Source organism: Butyrivibrio sp. XPD2002, assembly GCF_000423945.1.
GTDB lineage: Bacteria > Bacillota > Clostridia > Lachnospirales > Lachnospiraceae > Butyrivibrio.
On the sequence record NZ_AUIY01000026.1, the window covers coordinates 13,180 to 28,717 of the forward strand.

The 15,538-nt window shown below is 43.1% G+C and carries 13 protein-coding genes and 1 riboswitch; all 13 genes read right to left on the reverse strand.

Going from position 1 to position 15,538, the window contains the following annotated elements; genetic code table 11:
- Positions 1-45: 45 nt before the first annotated feature.
- Positions 46-2,058, reverse strand: a complete 2,013-nt coding sequence (gene cobK, locus G587_RS0113155) for a precorrin-6A reductase (RefSeq protein WP_026492635.1) — start codon at positions 2,056-2,058, stop codon at positions 46-48.
- Entirely contained in the window at positions 2,048-2,788 is a 741-nt protein-coding gene (cobJ, locus tag G587_RS0113160; RefSeq protein WP_026492636.1) for a precorrin-3B C(17)-methyltransferase, read from the reverse strand. The genes cobK and cobJ overlap by 11 nt, the downstream gene beginning before the upstream one ends.
- Positions 2,781-3,806: a cobalt-precorrin 5A hydrolase gene (locus tag G587_RS22735; protein ID WP_051201029.1), complete on the reverse strand. Its 1,026-nt coding sequence runs from the start codon at positions 3,804-3,806 to the stop codon at positions 2,781-2,783. The genes cobJ and G587_RS22735 overlap by 8 nt, the downstream gene beginning before the upstream one ends.
- Positions 3,793-4,854, reverse strand: coding sequence for an ATP-binding cassette domain-containing protein (locus tag G587_RS22740; protein ID WP_051201030.1), 1,062 nt, complete (start codon positions 4,852-4,854; stop codon positions 3,793-3,795). The genes G587_RS22735 and G587_RS22740 overlap by 14 nt, the downstream gene beginning before the upstream one ends.
- Positions 4,841-5,866 (reverse strand): FecCD family ABC transporter permease, encoded by a 1,026-nt coding sequence (locus G587_RS0113175; RefSeq protein ID WP_026492637.1) that lies wholly within the window; start codon positions 5,864-5,866, stop codon positions 4,841-4,843. The genes G587_RS22740 and G587_RS0113175 overlap by 14 nt, the downstream gene beginning before the upstream one ends.
- A 36-nt stretch (positions 5,867-5,902) precedes the next feature.
- Positions 5,903-6,661, reverse strand: coding sequence for a precorrin-4 C(11)-methyltransferase (gene cobM, locus G587_RS0113180; protein ID WP_026492638.1), 759 nt, complete (start codon positions 6,659-6,661; stop codon positions 5,903-5,905).
- Positions 6,662-6,689: 28 nt separating this feature from the next.
- On the reverse strand, positions 6,690-7,832 hold the full coding sequence (gene cbiD / locus G587_RS0113185; RefSeq protein ID WP_051201031.1) for a cobalt-precorrin-5B (C(1))-methyltransferase CbiD: 1,143 nt from the start codon (positions 7,830-7,832) through the stop codon (positions 6,690-6,692).
- 5 nt (positions 7,833-7,837) lie between these two features.
- Positions 7,838-8,464 carry a precorrin-8X methylmutase gene (locus G587_RS0113190; protein WP_026492640.1) on the reverse strand — a complete coding sequence of 209 codons (627 nt, stop codon included), beginning with the start codon at positions 8,462-8,464 and terminating at the stop codon, positions 7,838-7,840.
- A gap of 5 nt (positions 8,465-8,469) precedes the next feature.
- A complete protein-coding gene (locus G587_RS0113195; protein WP_026492641.1) occupies positions 8,470-9,939 on the reverse strand; it encodes a cobyric acid synthase in 1,470 nt (489 codons plus the stop codon).
- Between the two features lie 10 nt (positions 9,940-9,949).
- Positions 9,950-11,473, reverse strand: coding sequence for an ABC transporter substrate-binding protein (locus G587_RS22745; protein WP_051201032.1), 1,524 nt, complete (start codon positions 11,471-11,473; stop codon positions 9,950-9,952).
- Positions 11,474-11,478: 5 nt separating this feature from the next.
- Positions 11,479-13,182, reverse strand: coding sequence for a sirohydrochlorin cobaltochelatase (locus tag G587_RS26275; RefSeq protein ID WP_242830085.1), 1,704 nt, complete (start codon positions 13,180-13,182; stop codon positions 11,479-11,481).
- 172 nt (positions 13,183-13,354) lie between these two features.
- Positions 13,355-13,563: riboswitch (cobalamin riboswitch) on the reverse strand.
- Positions 13,564-13,591: 28 nt separating this feature from the next.
- On the reverse strand, positions 13,592-14,737 hold the full coding sequence (locus G587_RS0113210; protein WP_026492642.1) for a diguanylate cyclase domain-containing protein: 1,146 nt from the start codon (positions 14,735-14,737) through the stop codon (positions 13,592-13,594).
- A complete protein-coding gene (locus tag G587_RS0113215) occupies positions 14,734-15,531 on the reverse strand; it encodes a response regulator (protein WP_026492643.1) in 798 nt (265 codons plus the stop codon). The genes G587_RS0113210 and G587_RS0113215 overlap by 4 nt, the downstream gene beginning before the upstream one ends.
- Positions 15,532-15,538 lie beyond the last annotated feature (7 nt).

Sequence of the window (15,538 nt, forward strand, 5' to 3'; positions counted from 1 at the left end):
GTTTTTCTCCGATAAAAATGTTATTAGTTTTAAATCATCAAATACTCAAAAAGAAATTATATATACAGGGTTCTGGGCATCAGGAAGATCGTAGCTTCCTGCCTTTTTAAACCTTGTGGCACTAATCTGTGTTATCTCAGGAGTAATATTTTCGTAGGTAGCTACTATATCCATAACCTCCGACAAGGTCTGGGGTGTAAGGCAGTTAATAACTATCTTTGCCTCCTCATTTAAAGCCCTGACCTTTTCTATAATCTCCTTCATATTGCCGTTGCTTCCACCTATAAAAGCATGCGTTGGCGCGGGAAGTCCATCCATCGCATCAGGTGCTGTGCCCTCTATTATCTCCATATTATCCGCATGGAATTTCCTTCGGTTTTTATTAAGAAGCTCTATGGCCTCAGGCTTTTTCTCGATGGAATACACCTTTATATCAGGATGAACCAGAGCAGCTTCTATTGAGACTGAGCCCGTTCCTGCACCTATATCGTAGAGAATCGATTCTGCCGTAAGGCCAAGCTTTCTGATCGAGAAGGATCGTATTTCCTCCTTGGTCATAGGGACCTTCCCTCTTATGAATTCATTATCACCAATGGCAGGATAAACAGAATTTGTATAAGCCTCCGGATTCTCAATGTATAACAGGCACCTTCCGGTGTAGTCCTTTATATTACTATCAGGTATCTCGCATTTTGAAGCTTCTTTCTCAGCGCTATCCTTAATAACAATTATCTCTTCATCCTTACTACCAAGCTCGTATCCAAGAACTACCTTCATGTTTTCAGGGAGCTTATCTGCAATCTCCAAAGCATGCTTATACCCTGACGTAAGAGCGATAAGCCTTTCGTTTTTCATGGCATGCCCTGTGACATTGGCATCCTTTCCATGAGCACTTAGGATGCTGCAATTCTGTAGATCTATGCGGAGTCTCTCAGCAAAAAGAGTAACCGATGATATCCCGGGTATACGTTCTACCCTGTAGCCCGCCTTCTCAAAAACCTCGGTAGCCTTAATTGCTCCGCTGCATAAGCTGATGTCACCTGAGTAGATTACAAGGGGTCTCATATACTCAGTATGCTCATCCAGAAATTCAAGAATCTCTTCCCCTCTGTATATATCTTTTGTGGGTGTTTTTGTTCCTGTCAGTTCTCTAAATGCAGCAGTAACAGTGGCTGCTCCGAAAATAATATCTGCGCCTTGAATGGCTCTTCTGATGTCTACCGTGAACAGTTTTTCATCTCCCGGTCCCATTCCCGCAACAGTAATTGTTCGTACCAGGGCACCTGTCTCTTTTTCAATCTCCCTGATTATTTCAGACATGCTTTTTCCGTCACTGTTTTCTGAAACACTCTCGGGATTTCTTATCACTATGGTCTTTATCCCGCATTCCTTTGCTGCCTGGAGCTTTTCTGCAAAACCGCCTGTCTGTCCGCTCTCCTTAGTCAAAATGGCATCCACGCCTGTCTCCTCTATGAGCGCAATATTCATCTGCTTTGAAAAGGGCCCCTGCATAGCAATTATCTGTCTCCCAGAAAGTCCAGCCTCTTTGCATTTTTGAAGACTGTCCTCATTGGGCAGAACTCTTGCATAGATATTGATATTACTGCCAAGCTTTGACGTGAGGTTCTTAAGCTCCTTACTGCCTGTAAGAACAAGTACTGAGCCTCCGATTTCCATAAGCTTTCCTGCTGCTTCATCAAGATTTAAAACACCAAATACATCTTCTCCATATTCAGAGCCTGATGCTGTATCTCTTGAAAGTCTAAGATATTTAACGCCTGCCTCTATGGAAGCTTTTCGTATTTCCTCCGATGCCCCTGTAGCAAAGGGATGGGTTGCATCCACAACAATGCCAAAGCCTCCATCACGCATGATATCTGCCATTTCTGACGCATTACGTCTTCCGACAAAGAGATTTTTTTCTCCTGCGTTTTCCTCTATCTCCTCGCCATACTCAGTAGCAACGCTTACCGCATGAGGTATCATAGCTCTGTCTAAAAGCTCTGCCAGTTCTCTTCCTTCAGTTGTTCCGCCAAATATCAAGACCTTACTTTTCACTCTTATATCCTCTTGCCGTAACCATAAATCCGCCAACATTTTTTGTAGAAGAATTGCCTATAAAAACCGTAGAAAACATGTCTGCATCTATGGTCTTTAGTTTTTCGAGCGTTGTGATCTCACACTCCTCACCATCGCGTCCTATATTCCTTGCAATTCCGCATACTCTCGCAGGTTCAATTACTTCCTCTAAGATTTCGCAGGCATGAGCAAGGTACCCGCTTCTTGATTTACTCTCAGGGTTATAGATTGCTATCGCCATATCAGCCTGTGCAGCCAGGCGAAGTCTCTTTTCTATTATCTCCATTGGGGTAAGGCGATCGCTCAGGCTTATTACGCAAAAATCATGAATAAGCGGTGCTCCGAGAAGCGCTGCTCCGCTTAAAGCCGCTGTAACTCCGGGTATCACCTTTATCTCAACGTCTTCATAGTAGGGAGCCTTGGCACAGGCAAGGCCTGCCATGCCATATACTCCTGCATCTCCGCTGCAGATAATTGAAACATTTTTTCCTTCCGCAGCCTTTTCGAAGGCAAGAGTTACTCTCTTTTCCTCCCCGGTCATGGGTGTTTCGATGTATTCCTTATCCTTTAAATAGTCTCTTACAAGGTCGCAGTACACGGTGTAGCCTGCTATATACTGACTTTCCTCAAGAGCCTTAAAGGCAGCTTTTGTCATGCCCTCCATTTTCCCGGGACCAATTCCGACTATATAAATCTTTCCATTACTCATATCTTTTTATCCCCACAGCTAAGGTCATTCCATCCTGCGACCTTTTCTTTATAAGGAGCTTTTCGCAGCCATAAGCCATCACGGAGCGCTCACAGATATTGTCAGCTCCGGTGATGTTTTTTACAAAATCAGAGGATGAAAAATCTCCCTCCTGTTCCATAAGCTTTTCGGCAGAGAAAGTCACAAACTCTGCATTTAATCTCTTTGAAAGCTCAATTAGTCCCAGCTCCTTTTCCTTGATATCTATGGAAGTAACTGCCTTCACAGAGCGTATATCAAAACCTGCTTCCCCCAGGTATTCTTTGCAAAATTCACACAGCTTATCTGCATCTGTTCCCTTTTTGCAGCCCATGCCGACGACAAGGCATTTTGGAATCAGCTGCAATATTTTTCCTGTAGTCTTCGCAGGCGTAATTATCATATCGGGGTTATCACCAATGCAATGTACCTTTCTAAGTTCAGCCTGAATTGTCGCAAGCTTTAAATATTCTTCAAAATATTCATCCACATAATATGTGGCGATTTTATTTCTCAAAAGTCCTGCTGAAAACTCCTTTGCCTTCTTCATGTCGGATATGACCATGTCATGGTCCTTCGCAAAAACATCTACTGCAAAGAGCCCTTCAACATCAGTGGCGGTAGTAATTACAGCCTCTCCGCTGACAATCTCGGCAAGGCGCTTTGAATACTCAACGCCGCCTCCGATGTGCCCCGATAAAACAGGAATAACATAATGCCCCTTTTCATCAATAACGATCACCGCAGGATCAGTGGTCTTGTCCTTAACGAAAGGCGCTATTGCCCTTACTGCTATTCCCATGGCACCAATGAATACCAGAGTGTTCCCCTTTTGAAAATTGGAAGCGGTCCAATCTTTAAGGTCATTTACCTTACTTACTATGACATTTTCATTAACATCTTCATTTTCGCAAAGAGCTGCCACTGTCCTTTTCATGAGCTCACAGCCGGCATCGGTAAAGCATATGAATTTGTAGTTTTTAAATTCAGCGGTCTCCATACATCTTTTCCTTTAGCTTTTTTATCACCTTGCCGTAGTTGTTCCTGTCATGAGGAAAGGTACAATTTTTACAGTTCTTGGCTCCCTTTTCCGTGTAGGTATATTCGCCACCACAGTCCTTCATATCGTAAAGCGGACAATAACAGAACATGCAGCTAAAGCACTCCTCCGGAAGGTTATGACAGGGATAGTACTCACACTCCTTATTAAGAAAATATGATGAGTGACGTACATTCCCCGAAGGCTTATCTGAAGCTTTCTCAATATTTTCGTCCGAAGCCTTTTCTGCCCCTTTCAGACTGTACTGCAGCTGAGCCTTTACCTTCTCGTACATATCATCTGTAAGGCGATACAGATCCTTAATCATTCCCTTTTCGAGAACGTCCTGCGGACTCTCAACGATCACCTTACCCTCGCCGTCTATAAGGAGAACTCTTGATGATATCTCCAGCGCAAGATCAAGCTCATGAAGTGAAATTATTATTGTTATGCCCTTATCCGAAAGCTCCTTCAAAACCTCCAGAAGCTCCATCCTGTACCTGATATCAAGATAGGATGTAGGCTCATCCATAATAAGGTACCAAGGCTCCTGGCATATCGCTCTCGCAATGAGAGTTCTCTGCTTTTGTCCATCGCTAAGTGCTTCGAAGGGCTTTTCCTTTAGCTTATCTATTTTCATTAAAGTCGAAGCTCTATTTCCTGCTTCATAGTCAGCCTCTGAAAAGGAGCCAAAGCTTCCTGTATAGGGAAGTCTTCCTGACATTACGACATCAAAGCAGCTCATCAGCTCCGGCTTAACCCTCTCCGTTGTTACGATTGAAAGTCTCTCAGACAAATCCTTAAGTGAAATGCTTTTAATGTCATCCTCTCCGATGTGAACTGTTCCTCCAAGAAGACGGAGCTGACCTGAGATGGTCTTAAGAAGCGTTGATTTTCCGCCGCCGTTTGGGCCTATAAGAGAAATGATCTCACCCTTTTGGAGCTTAGCCTCAGCGCCGTTTATTATTATATTTTTCCCATAGCCTGCTATTACTTTAAGAAGCTCCATGGTTTTTATTTCTCCTGATGATCATGAAAATTACTATCGGTGCACCAAACAGTGATGTCACCGCTGAAATATTAAGCTCCATGGGAGCAAACATCACCCTCGCCAAAAGGTCACTGAACGTACAAAATACAGAGCCTGCGAGGAAGGATGACGGAATAAGAATAATAGGCTTTGATGATTTTAATGACTGCCTCATAAGGAACGGAACAGCTATTCCTATAAAGGATACCGGTCCTGCAAAGGCAGTAACACAGGCTGCAAGCAGACTTGATAAAAGTATTATGCAGATCCTGCACACCTTTACATTTACTCCTACACTTTTCGCGTAGGTCTCACCAAGCCTCAGAGCATCAAGACTCTTACTTAGCATCATCGATAATACAAGCGCTATTACTACAACGACTACCGAATACCTTACTCCGTTCATGTTGGCTCCGGAAAAGCTTCCCTGAGACCAGCCATGGAGATTCACAATATCCGAATCATCCGCAAAGGCTATCAGAAAATCCGTGATGGCGCTGCATATATATCCCACCATTATTCCGGCTGCAAGAAGAGCTGCCATGTTTTTAATCTTAGATGATATCAGTATAATGAATCCGGTTGATATCAGCGCTCCCACGAACGCTGATACGATAAGCATAAGTCCGGAGGAATAGCCTGTACTTCCCACTATAAAAATAAGTGTCACCGCAACTGCCATCTTTGCTCCCGAGGAAATTCCCAGGATATATGGTCCCGCTATGGGATTGGCAAAATATGTCTGAAGAAGGAAGCCCGATACAGCCAGCGCTCCACCAAGGAAAAGTGTCATGACCGTTCTTGGAATTCTGATATTCATGATGATATTGGCGGTCTTGGCATCTGCATTTCCTTTAAAAACCGACTTAAGCACATCACTTAAGCTGATGCTTGTACTGCCGATGCAGATGTTAATCAAAAGCCCCGCGATCACCAGAATGATCAGCAATATGAAAACTATTACAGTTCTCTTTTTATGGTTATCGTGCATAAGCTTTGTTTCCTAATCTGTTTTTATAAGCTTTTATCAAAGCTTTTTCTCTCTATAGCCTGTAGAAAAATCTGCCGCGTAAAGTCTTGATTTTTCATAGCCTGACTGTGCCACAGTCTTACCAACGATAATGAGCGCCGTCTTGTTTATGCCGTTATCAGCGGCTGTCTTTGCAAGGCTCTCCAGCGTGCATACATATTTTTTCTCATCATCCCATGTAGCTTTATATACGATCGCACAGGGTGTATCCGCAGCCATTCCTGCATTTTGGAGTCTGTTTGAAAGTCTCTCAAGGTCACCTGCGGAGAGGAAAAATACCATGGTTGCACCGTGGGATGAAAGTGCTTCAACAGATTCCTTTTCAGGCACCGGTGTTCTTCCATCCATTCTGGTAATAATTACGCTCTGGCTGATTCCGGGGAGTGTGTACTCCATATTAAGTGCAGCCGCAGCTCCGCAAAAGGAGCTGACTCCCGGAGTTACATCATAGGTTATCTTTTCTTCATCAAGGATATCCATCTGCTCCCTTATTGCTCCGTAGATTGACGGATCACCAGTGTGAAGTCTCACAACATCCTTGTTTTCCTTACGTGCTGTTTTTATTATCTCTATAACCTCTTCCAGCGTAAGCCTGGCGCTGTCATGAATCTCCGCATTCTCTTTTGCATATTGAAGAAGCTCGGGATTAACAAGTGAGCCTGCATAAATAATTACGTCAGCCTCCTCTATCAGCTTCTTCCCACGTATAGTTATTAGGTCCGTAGCTCCCGGTCCTGCGCCTACAAAATGAACCATTCCGTGTCCTCTCATCTATGTTTAATACCTATTTAGTCATTTCCAAAAACAGCTGTGCATTTTCTGTTCTTACAAGCTCTGTATATTCATTTGAAAAAACTATTGTTTCCGTTTCTATTTTCCCGCCTGAAAACTCTTCCATGGCTTCCTTTATTTTCGATACCATCCTGGGAAATACCTTATCCCCAAGACCTGCTTCATTTATTATGTTCACGGCTTCATCTGTCATTACGCAGCTAAGAACCTTTTCCTTTATATCGCTGCTTCCTGTATCCTCCTGAACCTCCGATACTATTCCGGAAAGGATTTCCATTCTGTGGTCGCCGTACATGGAGTGGGTATTCTTTATTTTTCCTGCGACCTTGACAAGCTTTCCTATATGTCCAACAAAGAGCATTTTGGAAAAGCCCTCATCGCAGGCAATTTGCACCGTGTCATATACAAAGTTAGAGCATAGCACCGCATCATTTTCATCGATACCATAGCTCTGCTTCAAAAATGTAAGGCCGTAGTTCCCGGGTGCTACCAAAAGCACTTTCTTATCTTCAGCGCGCTTTACTCTAACTTCAGTTCTTATGGTATCAAGAATAGCCGCATCACTCATTGGCTCAACTATTCCTGTGGTTCCAAGAATTGATATTCCGCCAACTATGCCAAGCTTTGGATTAAAGGTCTTCTCCGCAAGAGCCTTACCATTAGGAACGCTTATAGTAACCTCAACTCCCTGATTCGTTCTTCCATATTTTTCAAGGACATCTTCGAGATTTTCCCTTATCATTTTCCTTGGGACAGAGTTAATTGCAGCTTCTCCTATGGGCTGATCAAGTCCGGGCTTTGTTATAACTCCGACGCCTTCGCCACCCTTTATGGTGATCCCCTGATCATCCAGAAATCGAACCGTAGCAAACACTTTACTGCCACTTGTTATGTCAGGATCATCTCCGCCATCCTTAATAACTGCGCAGCTTACAGAGTCATCCGTCCTTGTAATATCAAGTATCTCTGCGTTATAAACAGGTCCCTTTGGCGTAACAATGCTGGCATTAAAAATGTCCTCTCCGGATATCAGCATTATAAGAGCTGCCTTTGCGGTAACCGCTGCACAGCTCCCTGTTGTATATCCGCACCTTAGCTCTTTTTTGTTTTTTAATACTGTCATCTCATCCGGCATAATACCTAATCCATGTTATACAGAATCGAATTGCATATCGCAGCCGCAACTCCGCTTCCGCCTTTCCTGCCCCTGTTAATTATGTAAGGGATATCTGTTTCAAGAATCAGTTCCTTAGCTTCAACCACATTAACAAAGCCTACCGGAACACCTATTATAAGCTCCGGTCTATAGCCCTCATCTATCATTTCTCTAAGCTTAATAAGTGCAGTCGGTGCATTACCTATGGCATAGATAATTGGCGCATCTATCTCTCTCGCCTTTTCCATGCTGACGTAGGCTCTTGTCACCTGTCTTTCCTTTGCTTCCTTTGCGACCTCTTCATCAGCCATGAAGCAGTGAACCTCTCCGCCATATTTACCCAGCGTCTTTTTACTTATCCCCTGCAGCGCCATATTGGTATCCGTTACAATATGGGCACCTCTTCTTATGGCATCCTTGGCCTTTGTGACTGCGTCCTTAGAAAAGGTCATTGTATCCGCATATTCAAAATCAGCTGTGGTATGTATCACCCTTATAATGGTTGGCTCAAGGATTTCAGGAAAGCTCTTTCCCATCTCCGAAAGCTCTTCTTTAATTATCCTAAAGCTCTCCTTCTCTATATCAGAAGGAAGTATGTGTTTTATTTCCATAAAAGTTAAATTCCTATAGCTCTGTAAATAAGTTCAAAATCAAGGCTCTGCCTAAGCACATCAGCAAGCTTATCAAGCTCCTTTTCCTGGTGACTTCCTGCGTCCTCAATTACAAATTCAGGATTAGCAATCCCCTTCTTTTTGCAGGTGACATCGAGTATCCTTTTGCAAAAATCTGCTGAATCAAAAATGCCATGAAGATAAGTGCCAAGTACATTTCCGTTTGCCACAAGAGGAAAACTCATTTCACCCTTATTGCTGATTCCCATGTGAATCTCGTAGCCGCTTACCTCTGCTCCGTTTATTACCGCAAAATCTCCTGATACACCTTCGATTATTCCCGTGGTCTGTCTGAGCATTTTTTCATGTCCAAAGACAGTTGAAACCGGAAGAAGTCCAAGCCCATTACAGCTTCCGCCACCTTCAAGATTATCGCTGTCATCTATTTTTTCTCCCAGCATCTGGAAGCCGCCGCAGATTCCAACTACAGGAGTTCCACTCTTTGCTCTGTCCAATATCACTTCACGAATTCCGCTTTCCTTTAGCCATTCAAGATCCTTTAGGGTGTTCTTTGTTCCCGGAAGCATTATAAGGTCAGCATCTTTAAGCTCGACTGCGGTCTTTGCATAATGAAGACTTACTCCGTCTACCCTTTCTAAAACTGAAAAATCCGAATAATTACTAATAAACGGAAGCCTAACAACAGCTATTTTTATCAAGACCGCACTATCACTTTTTGTAAGCTTATTATCAAGTCTCTCTGAAATGCTGTCCTCCTCATCTATATCAAGTGGAACGAAGGGCACAATTCCGGCAAAGGGAATGTCACAGTATTTGGCGAACATATCAAGTCCTGGAGTAAGCAGTGAAACGTCGCCCCTGAACTTATTGATAATTAGTCCTTTTACTCTTTCCCTCTCACTATTTGACAACAGATTTACCGTGCCAAGAAGCTGCGCAAAGACGCCGCCGGGATCAATATTACCTGCAATAAGAACGGGAGCATCCAGAATTTCTGCAAGTCCCATATTCACAATGTCGTTATCCCTCAGGTTGATTTCAACAGGACTTCCTGCTCCTTCAATAACAATGATGTCCGATTTATCGGACAGTCTTTCATATGCGGCTTTTATGTCAGGGATGAGCTGCTTCTTCATCTTGAAATAATCAGCAGCTCTCATATTCCCAATCGGAAGTCCATTTACAATGACCTGGGAAGTGGTATTTCCCATGGGCTTTAATAAGATGGGATTCATGTCTGCGGAGGGTTCCATTCCTGAAGCATAGGCCTGTACCACCTGGGCTCTTCCCATCTCCTTCCCATCTCTTGTCACAAAGGAATTAAGGGCCATGTTCTGGGATTTAAAGGGAGCTACCCTATAGCCATCCTGCTTTAAAACTCTCAGAATTCCTGCAGTCAATATGCTCTTTCCAGCACCTGACATGGTGCCCTGTATCATTAGATTTTTAGCCAATTTTCTCCCCTTACCTCAGTTTATGGAAAAACTCCGTGTCCTCTTTTTCACCGGAGATAATGTCCCCGAGGTTATCTATAATTGTTCCTGTCTCGTTTGCAAACTGATAAAGAGCTTTATCAGTGTAATATACCTCTCCGCTTTTAAAGGCCTTGAAATCACTGAAGGTAGTATCCGTACTCATAAGTGATTCAAGGGACTCGGGAGCTTCTTCTATTGTGGAATTATAAATAATGATGTCTGCCTCTGAAGCGTATCTGTAAAAGCTCTCCATACTTATAGTCACCTGGGAGGTTGCCTTCTCATCATCCTCCATGTCCGGGCCAAGATATTGTCCACCTGCGATTTCAATCATCTTTGAGAAGTAGTCACTTCTCTTTTTGGTGCTTACCATATGATTGGATTTTATGGAGAACACAACAACCGTTTTTTCTGATGCATCTATGTCATCAAGCTTTTTTACAAGCTCTGTCTGACTTTCAAAGGAGCTTTTTGCTTCAGCTTCTTTATCTGTTAATAGTCCGTAAATCCTGATCCATTCAAGACGTCCAAGAGGATCCCTTTCATAGCTGCATCTGTCAATAAAAACAGGAATGGACAACTCACCAAGCTTATCAATAACCTTAGGTGTGTGAAGGATCATGGTGTTCTCTATAGCAAGATCAACTTCCTTCATTATTATCTTTTCATAGTCCGGAGCACTGTATTTTCCTCCGTATTCCATGGTACCTTCCTCCATAGCCTTCCTGGCTGAGTCCACGTACCACTTATCCTTTTCTATTCCTGAAAGTATAACTTTGCCCGTTTCTCCAAGGGTGTCAAACTGACACATAACCCCTGAGGCTGCGCAGTAGATTTTATCAAGAGGCTTTTGAAGGATTATAAAATCGTCTCCTTCAGGAGCACTCTTACCTTCAGGTACCACCAGATAATTTCTTCCATCATCCACAGCTATAACTGCATATCCATCATTATATCTATGTATTGCAAAGCATTCCGCATATTCATTTTCATCAGTTGAAACGTAGCTTAATCCCTCTATTTCAGGATTGGCCTGAACATCATACTTCTGATCATCATCTTCTATAGATGCCGTTTCATCCGCTTCCTGCTCTGCGCTGTTTTCTTTGTCATTACCATCAGCTGTGATAAGAGTAAATCTAAGCTGATAATCTATTAAATGTGGCTGGCTCATGGCTGTAGTATCAGCCTGAACTGCCATATCCTTATCAAGCTCAATCGGAATTATAAACTCCGAATTGCCCTCAGAATTAACCGGATAATAGGTTTCATCTCCAACAATCATATAATCGTAGTTGGGACTGCTCCATACGATATCCGCCTCTGCCCTTTTATTCTTAACCGTTACCTTGCAGGGACTTTCTATATATGCTTTTCCGCTTCCTCCCATAAGTGACACAGATGCGGTATACTCCCCATCGGAAATATTACCGCATCCTGTCAGACTTAAGGTAAAAAGAAGTGTTAGAAAAGCAATCCATACTATTTCTATTCTTCTTTTTATATTATTCATAAATTTTATTTGATCACATCACCTGTATGTGAAACGTATACTTCCTGAACCTCGGAAATTCCGCCAAGTCCTGCTATCTGGCACTCGATACTTTCGAATGAACCGTCCTTTTCAAAGCCACTCTTCCAGCTGTCCTCATCATCACCAGCCATATCGTTGTTAGCATGGTCACCTGCAACAACCATAAGGGGACGAAGAATAACCTTCTTATAGCCTGCAGCCTTAACAGCTTCGATCACTGCATCAAGAGCTGTCTCCTCCGGAAGACCTTCAACTGTTCCGATGAAAACATTCTTATGTCCAAGCTTCTCCATCTGTGTCTGCATCTGGGAGTATGTTACGTTAGCTGTGTGTGATGTTCCGTGTCCCATAAATACGAAGGCTGTTCCATCCTCATCAGCTGCTTCTATACTGTCGAAGCCTGCTTCCTTAACAGCTGCGTTTGTAATAGCCTTTGCAACCTTTTCCTTGTCCTCGTTGATGATAGTTGCATCCTTACCAACTTCTCCAAGAAGAGGCTCTGCGATTTTTACTGACTCAAACTTATCGCTGTACTTATCAAGAGCTTCTACAAGCTCGTCGTACTCAGCACCGTGCATAAGGTGTGTAGGCTGAACTACAAGATTCTTTACACCGTTGTCTACAGCTCTCTGAAGGGCCTGATCAACGTTATCGATTTTCTCACCATCTCTTGCATATACATGGTTGATGATGATCTGAGCTGTGAATGCTCTTCTTACAGACCAGTCAGGATAAGCTGCCGCAAGTGCCTTCTCGATTCCTCCGATGTCCTCTGCCCTGCTGTCGTTAAAGGATGTACCAAAGCTTACAACGAGAAGCTCGTTTTCACCGATATCATCTGCATTTAACGGATCATCCTTGGAAGCATCTCCTGTGTCATTACCAAAGTAATCAGGATCTGCATCTTCACCTTCTACAAGCTCCTTCTGAGCATCTGTAAGCTCATCCCAGGCTTTCTTTGCTTCCTCACAAAGTGAATCTGTCTCCTCTGTCCATGTCTGTACATAAATGGAGTCAATCAGATCTGCCACCTTTTTTGCTGCCGCCATGTCGTCATCACCTTCCCCTGCTTCGCCAGTCTGTACGTCAGATACTGTTACCTCATGGTCATACCACTTACCCTTTGTTCCGATAAGTGCAAGCTGGAAGGGCTCATCGATTGCGGGAACAGGTACATCAAAGCCATATACCTCTTCCTCTGTTCCATCCTCATATTTAACCTGATCAGTTGTGGGCTCAAGAAGAACTGCTCCGTCCTTCTGTGCATCCTCAGCTGTTCCGGGGAAAAGATTAACGATATTCTTGGAAGGAAGTGTGATGTGAATTGTCATCTCACCGTCTTTAACTGTAAGTGTTCCTCTGTCAGCATAAGCTTCATTAATATGGAACATGCTGCTGTCAGTTGTGAATTTTGCGCTGTACTCACCATCCTCAAGGGCTCCCTCTTCGGCTGTCTCAGTACTCTCCTCTGCAGTGGCATCTGTATTTTCTTCAGACTTTTCTTCCTCTGCAGGCTCCTCGGCCTTCTCCTCTACAGATTCCTCAGTCTGTGCTTCAGCAGTATCCTCTGTTACTGTTTCTGTAGCAGTCTGATTCTCCTCTGCAGGTGCTGCCTTCTGACCGCAGCCACTCATCAAAGAAATTGCGAGTACAGTGGTCATGATCAGTGCAATAGTTTTTCTTTTCATAATATGCCTCTCTCCTTTTGCTTTTTTTTGCATCGATGGATAATCAGGAAATTAAAGAAAAATAGAAAACCTCCACCAGAAGGCAGAGGTCAAAAAATACGCACGCAATTAAGGCAAACAAAAAATATTTGCCCCAAAGTATTCGTACGGCTAATTCCTCGTAGCCCGGATAATCCATGTACAGCGAAAGGCAGGTCTCCCGGCTGATCGATTCAGCACTTGCAGCGCCAGCTTCACCTTCCCGGATTACTCCAGTGGTATTTGAAACCGGCTCTCGAAACACGGTGACGAGATCGTGCAGGATTCTCACCTGCTTCCCTTTTCACCTGCACGACATACATAGCATATACGCCTGCAGACACCTTACGCTTTATGCAATTGTTCTGTTAATAATATCACAACGATGATTTCATTTCATCATCATTTTCTCAAAGTTTTCATGCATGAGGTTCTCAGCTCTTTTAACAACTATGCTCATATCCGAGGTTCCATACATGCAATAGACAGGTGCAAACGCAACATTTATGCCCTTTTCAGAGATCAGCTTCTTTACTCTCTCAACGTCTGTATTAAAGAACACCTCATCTGTCTCAAATCCAAATGCAACAAACTCCGTTCCGTTCATACGGTATACGTTATTCTCTCCAAATACCTCCATAAGTGCCTTGGCTAGAATGATAACTATCATGTCGCCTACTTCATAGCCCTGGGACACATTTATCTCCATAAGGCCTATTAAGTCACAGCGAAGAAATCCGAAGGGCTGCCCTTTGTCGAGATCCTTTTCAATATATTTTTTATAAGCGATATTGTTATAGGCACCTGTAAGCGTATCGTTATAGCTATAGAAAAAGCTGCGCTTTTGCTCCTCACGCTGCATGATGAGCTGGGCAATAAAGTATGATATCAGCCTTATGATCTCTGCTACATCTTCAAGCTGGTTCTTCGGAACATCCGTTACTCCGCATACTCCGAATGTAGTCCCCCTAAATTCCAAGGGTCCCAGCACCACATTATCTATATCATTGGTCTTTATAAAGTCGTAAAGTGACGGAATAGACGTCTTACAGGACTCCGCACTTCCAATGATCAGACGGTTATTATTATCCTCGAAGGCCTCCAGAATTTTATCTATAAAACCATCATAGGGAACATACATAAGCTCAAGGGATGTTGCTTCAAGCTCCTCGTCAAACCATTCGTAGGTTCCTCTGTATTTGCCGTTTTTCTGATCCTCGAAGATAAAAATACGCATGGCACTAAGCTCTTTTCCCAGGAACCTTATCATGGAATTTATGTTTTCCTCAGGAGAATTAGAAGCTACAGCGTACTGAATTGCACGATTAATAAAGCGGTCTCTCTCCTTCGCCTTATAATCCTTCTTCCACCAGATAATAAAATTTACTATTAAAACAGACATCAGAAGCGTTCTTAACATGATGTAACTTCCAATGTTTATCCTATCCTTTAGAAGAAGTGCATAAAGAGCGACAACAGCCATCAGATAGCCGCATATCCCTATGAGATTTTTATTTAGCGTCAGTGCTTTTTTCATGCTTTAGCATCACCATCCGTAATCTCAAAACTCTTTGGAACCTTCTCAAAGAATTCGTTTAACGTTTTTAGCAGCTCCTGCTTGGTTACTGTTTTCAGGATATAGCCTTCTGGCTTTAGCGAAACAACACGCTTAATGCTCTCCCTGTCACCCTTGCCTGTAAGGAACATAACCGGAATCTGTGAGGTTGCAGGGAATGACTTTAGCATCTCCAAAATGGTAGGGCCATCAACCACCGGCATATCGTAGTCAAGAAGTATGAGATCCACCCTTCGCCTTGATATATATGTTATTCCCTGGGTACCGTCCTCAACTGTGCTGACAGTATAATTAAACCTTAGCCACTCTCTTACCATTCTCGCGTAAACCGGGTCATCGTCTATTATGAGAATGCTGTAATGGGCGTTTTCATCTGCAAGTCGTTCTATCTCACCCTTGATTTCATCGGTCAGAGCCTCCATATCCACAGGTCTTCCCATCCAGGTACAGTCATGGAATGCAGGTACACTTTGAATAAACATATCCCTATCTCTGTCTGCACCAATAAGAATAAGTCTCCTGTTATGATCCCTTACCGCATCACAAAGCTTGAAGAGATCCTTAACCTTTTTCTCTTCATCAAGAATTGTATTCTGAAGATATATCAGGAAAATATCAGCCTTCTCCATAAAGGCCATGATCTGTTCCATATCAATCTCCAGTAAGGTCACATTAAAATGCTGCTCTGTGAGACTTTTCTCTATCGATCTGACAACCACACTGAAGTGGTTTGAAATAAGTACGACCCTGCTCATTTGCTTA

What these genes read in the sequence shown, in the direction of transcription:
- G587_RS0113190 (WP_026492640.1), bottom strand. Translation starts at nt 8,464, where the DNA reads ATGGAAATAAAACACATACTTCCTTCTGATATAGAGAAGGAGAGCTTT.
- G587_RS0113210 (WP_026492642.1), bottom strand. Translation starts at nt 14,737, where the DNA reads ATGAAAAAAGCACTGACGCTAAATAAAAATCTCATAGGGATATGCGGC.
- G587_RS0113215 (WP_026492643.1), bottom strand. Translation starts at nt 15,531, where the DNA reads ATGAGCAGGGTCGTACTTATTTCAAACCACTTCAGTGTGGTTGTCAGA.
- cobM (WP_026492638.1), bottom strand. Translation starts at nt 6,661, where the DNA reads ATGGTTCATTTTGTAGGCGCAGGACCGGGAGCTACGGACCTAATAACT.
- G587_RS22740 (WP_051201030.1), bottom strand. Translation starts at nt 4,854, where the DNA reads ATGGAGCTTCTTAAAGTAATAGCAGGCTATGGGAAAAATATAATAATA.
- cbiD (WP_051201031.1), bottom strand. Translation starts at nt 7,832, where the DNA reads ATGCCGGATGAGATGACAGTATTAAAAAACAAAAAAGAGCTAAGGTGC.
- cobJ (WP_026492636.1), bottom strand. Translation starts at nt 2,788, where the DNA reads ATGAGTAATGGAAAGATTTATATAGTCGGAATTGGTCCCGGGAAAATG.
- G587_RS26275 (WP_242830085.1), bottom strand. Translation starts at nt 13,182, where the DNA reads ATGAAAAGAAAAACTATTGCACTGATCATGACCACTGTACTCGCAATT.
- G587_RS22745 (WP_051201032.1), bottom strand. Translation starts at nt 11,473, where the DNA reads ATGAATAATATAAAAAGAAGAATAGAAATAGTATGGATTGCTTTTCTA.
- G587_RS0113175 (WP_026492637.1), bottom strand. Translation starts at nt 5,866, where the DNA reads ATGCACGATAACCATAAAAAGAGAACTGTAATAGTTTTCATATTGCTG.
- G587_RS22735 (WP_051201029.1), bottom strand. Translation starts at nt 3,806, where the DNA reads ATGGAGACCGCTGAATTTAAAAACTACAAATTCATATGCTTTACCGAT.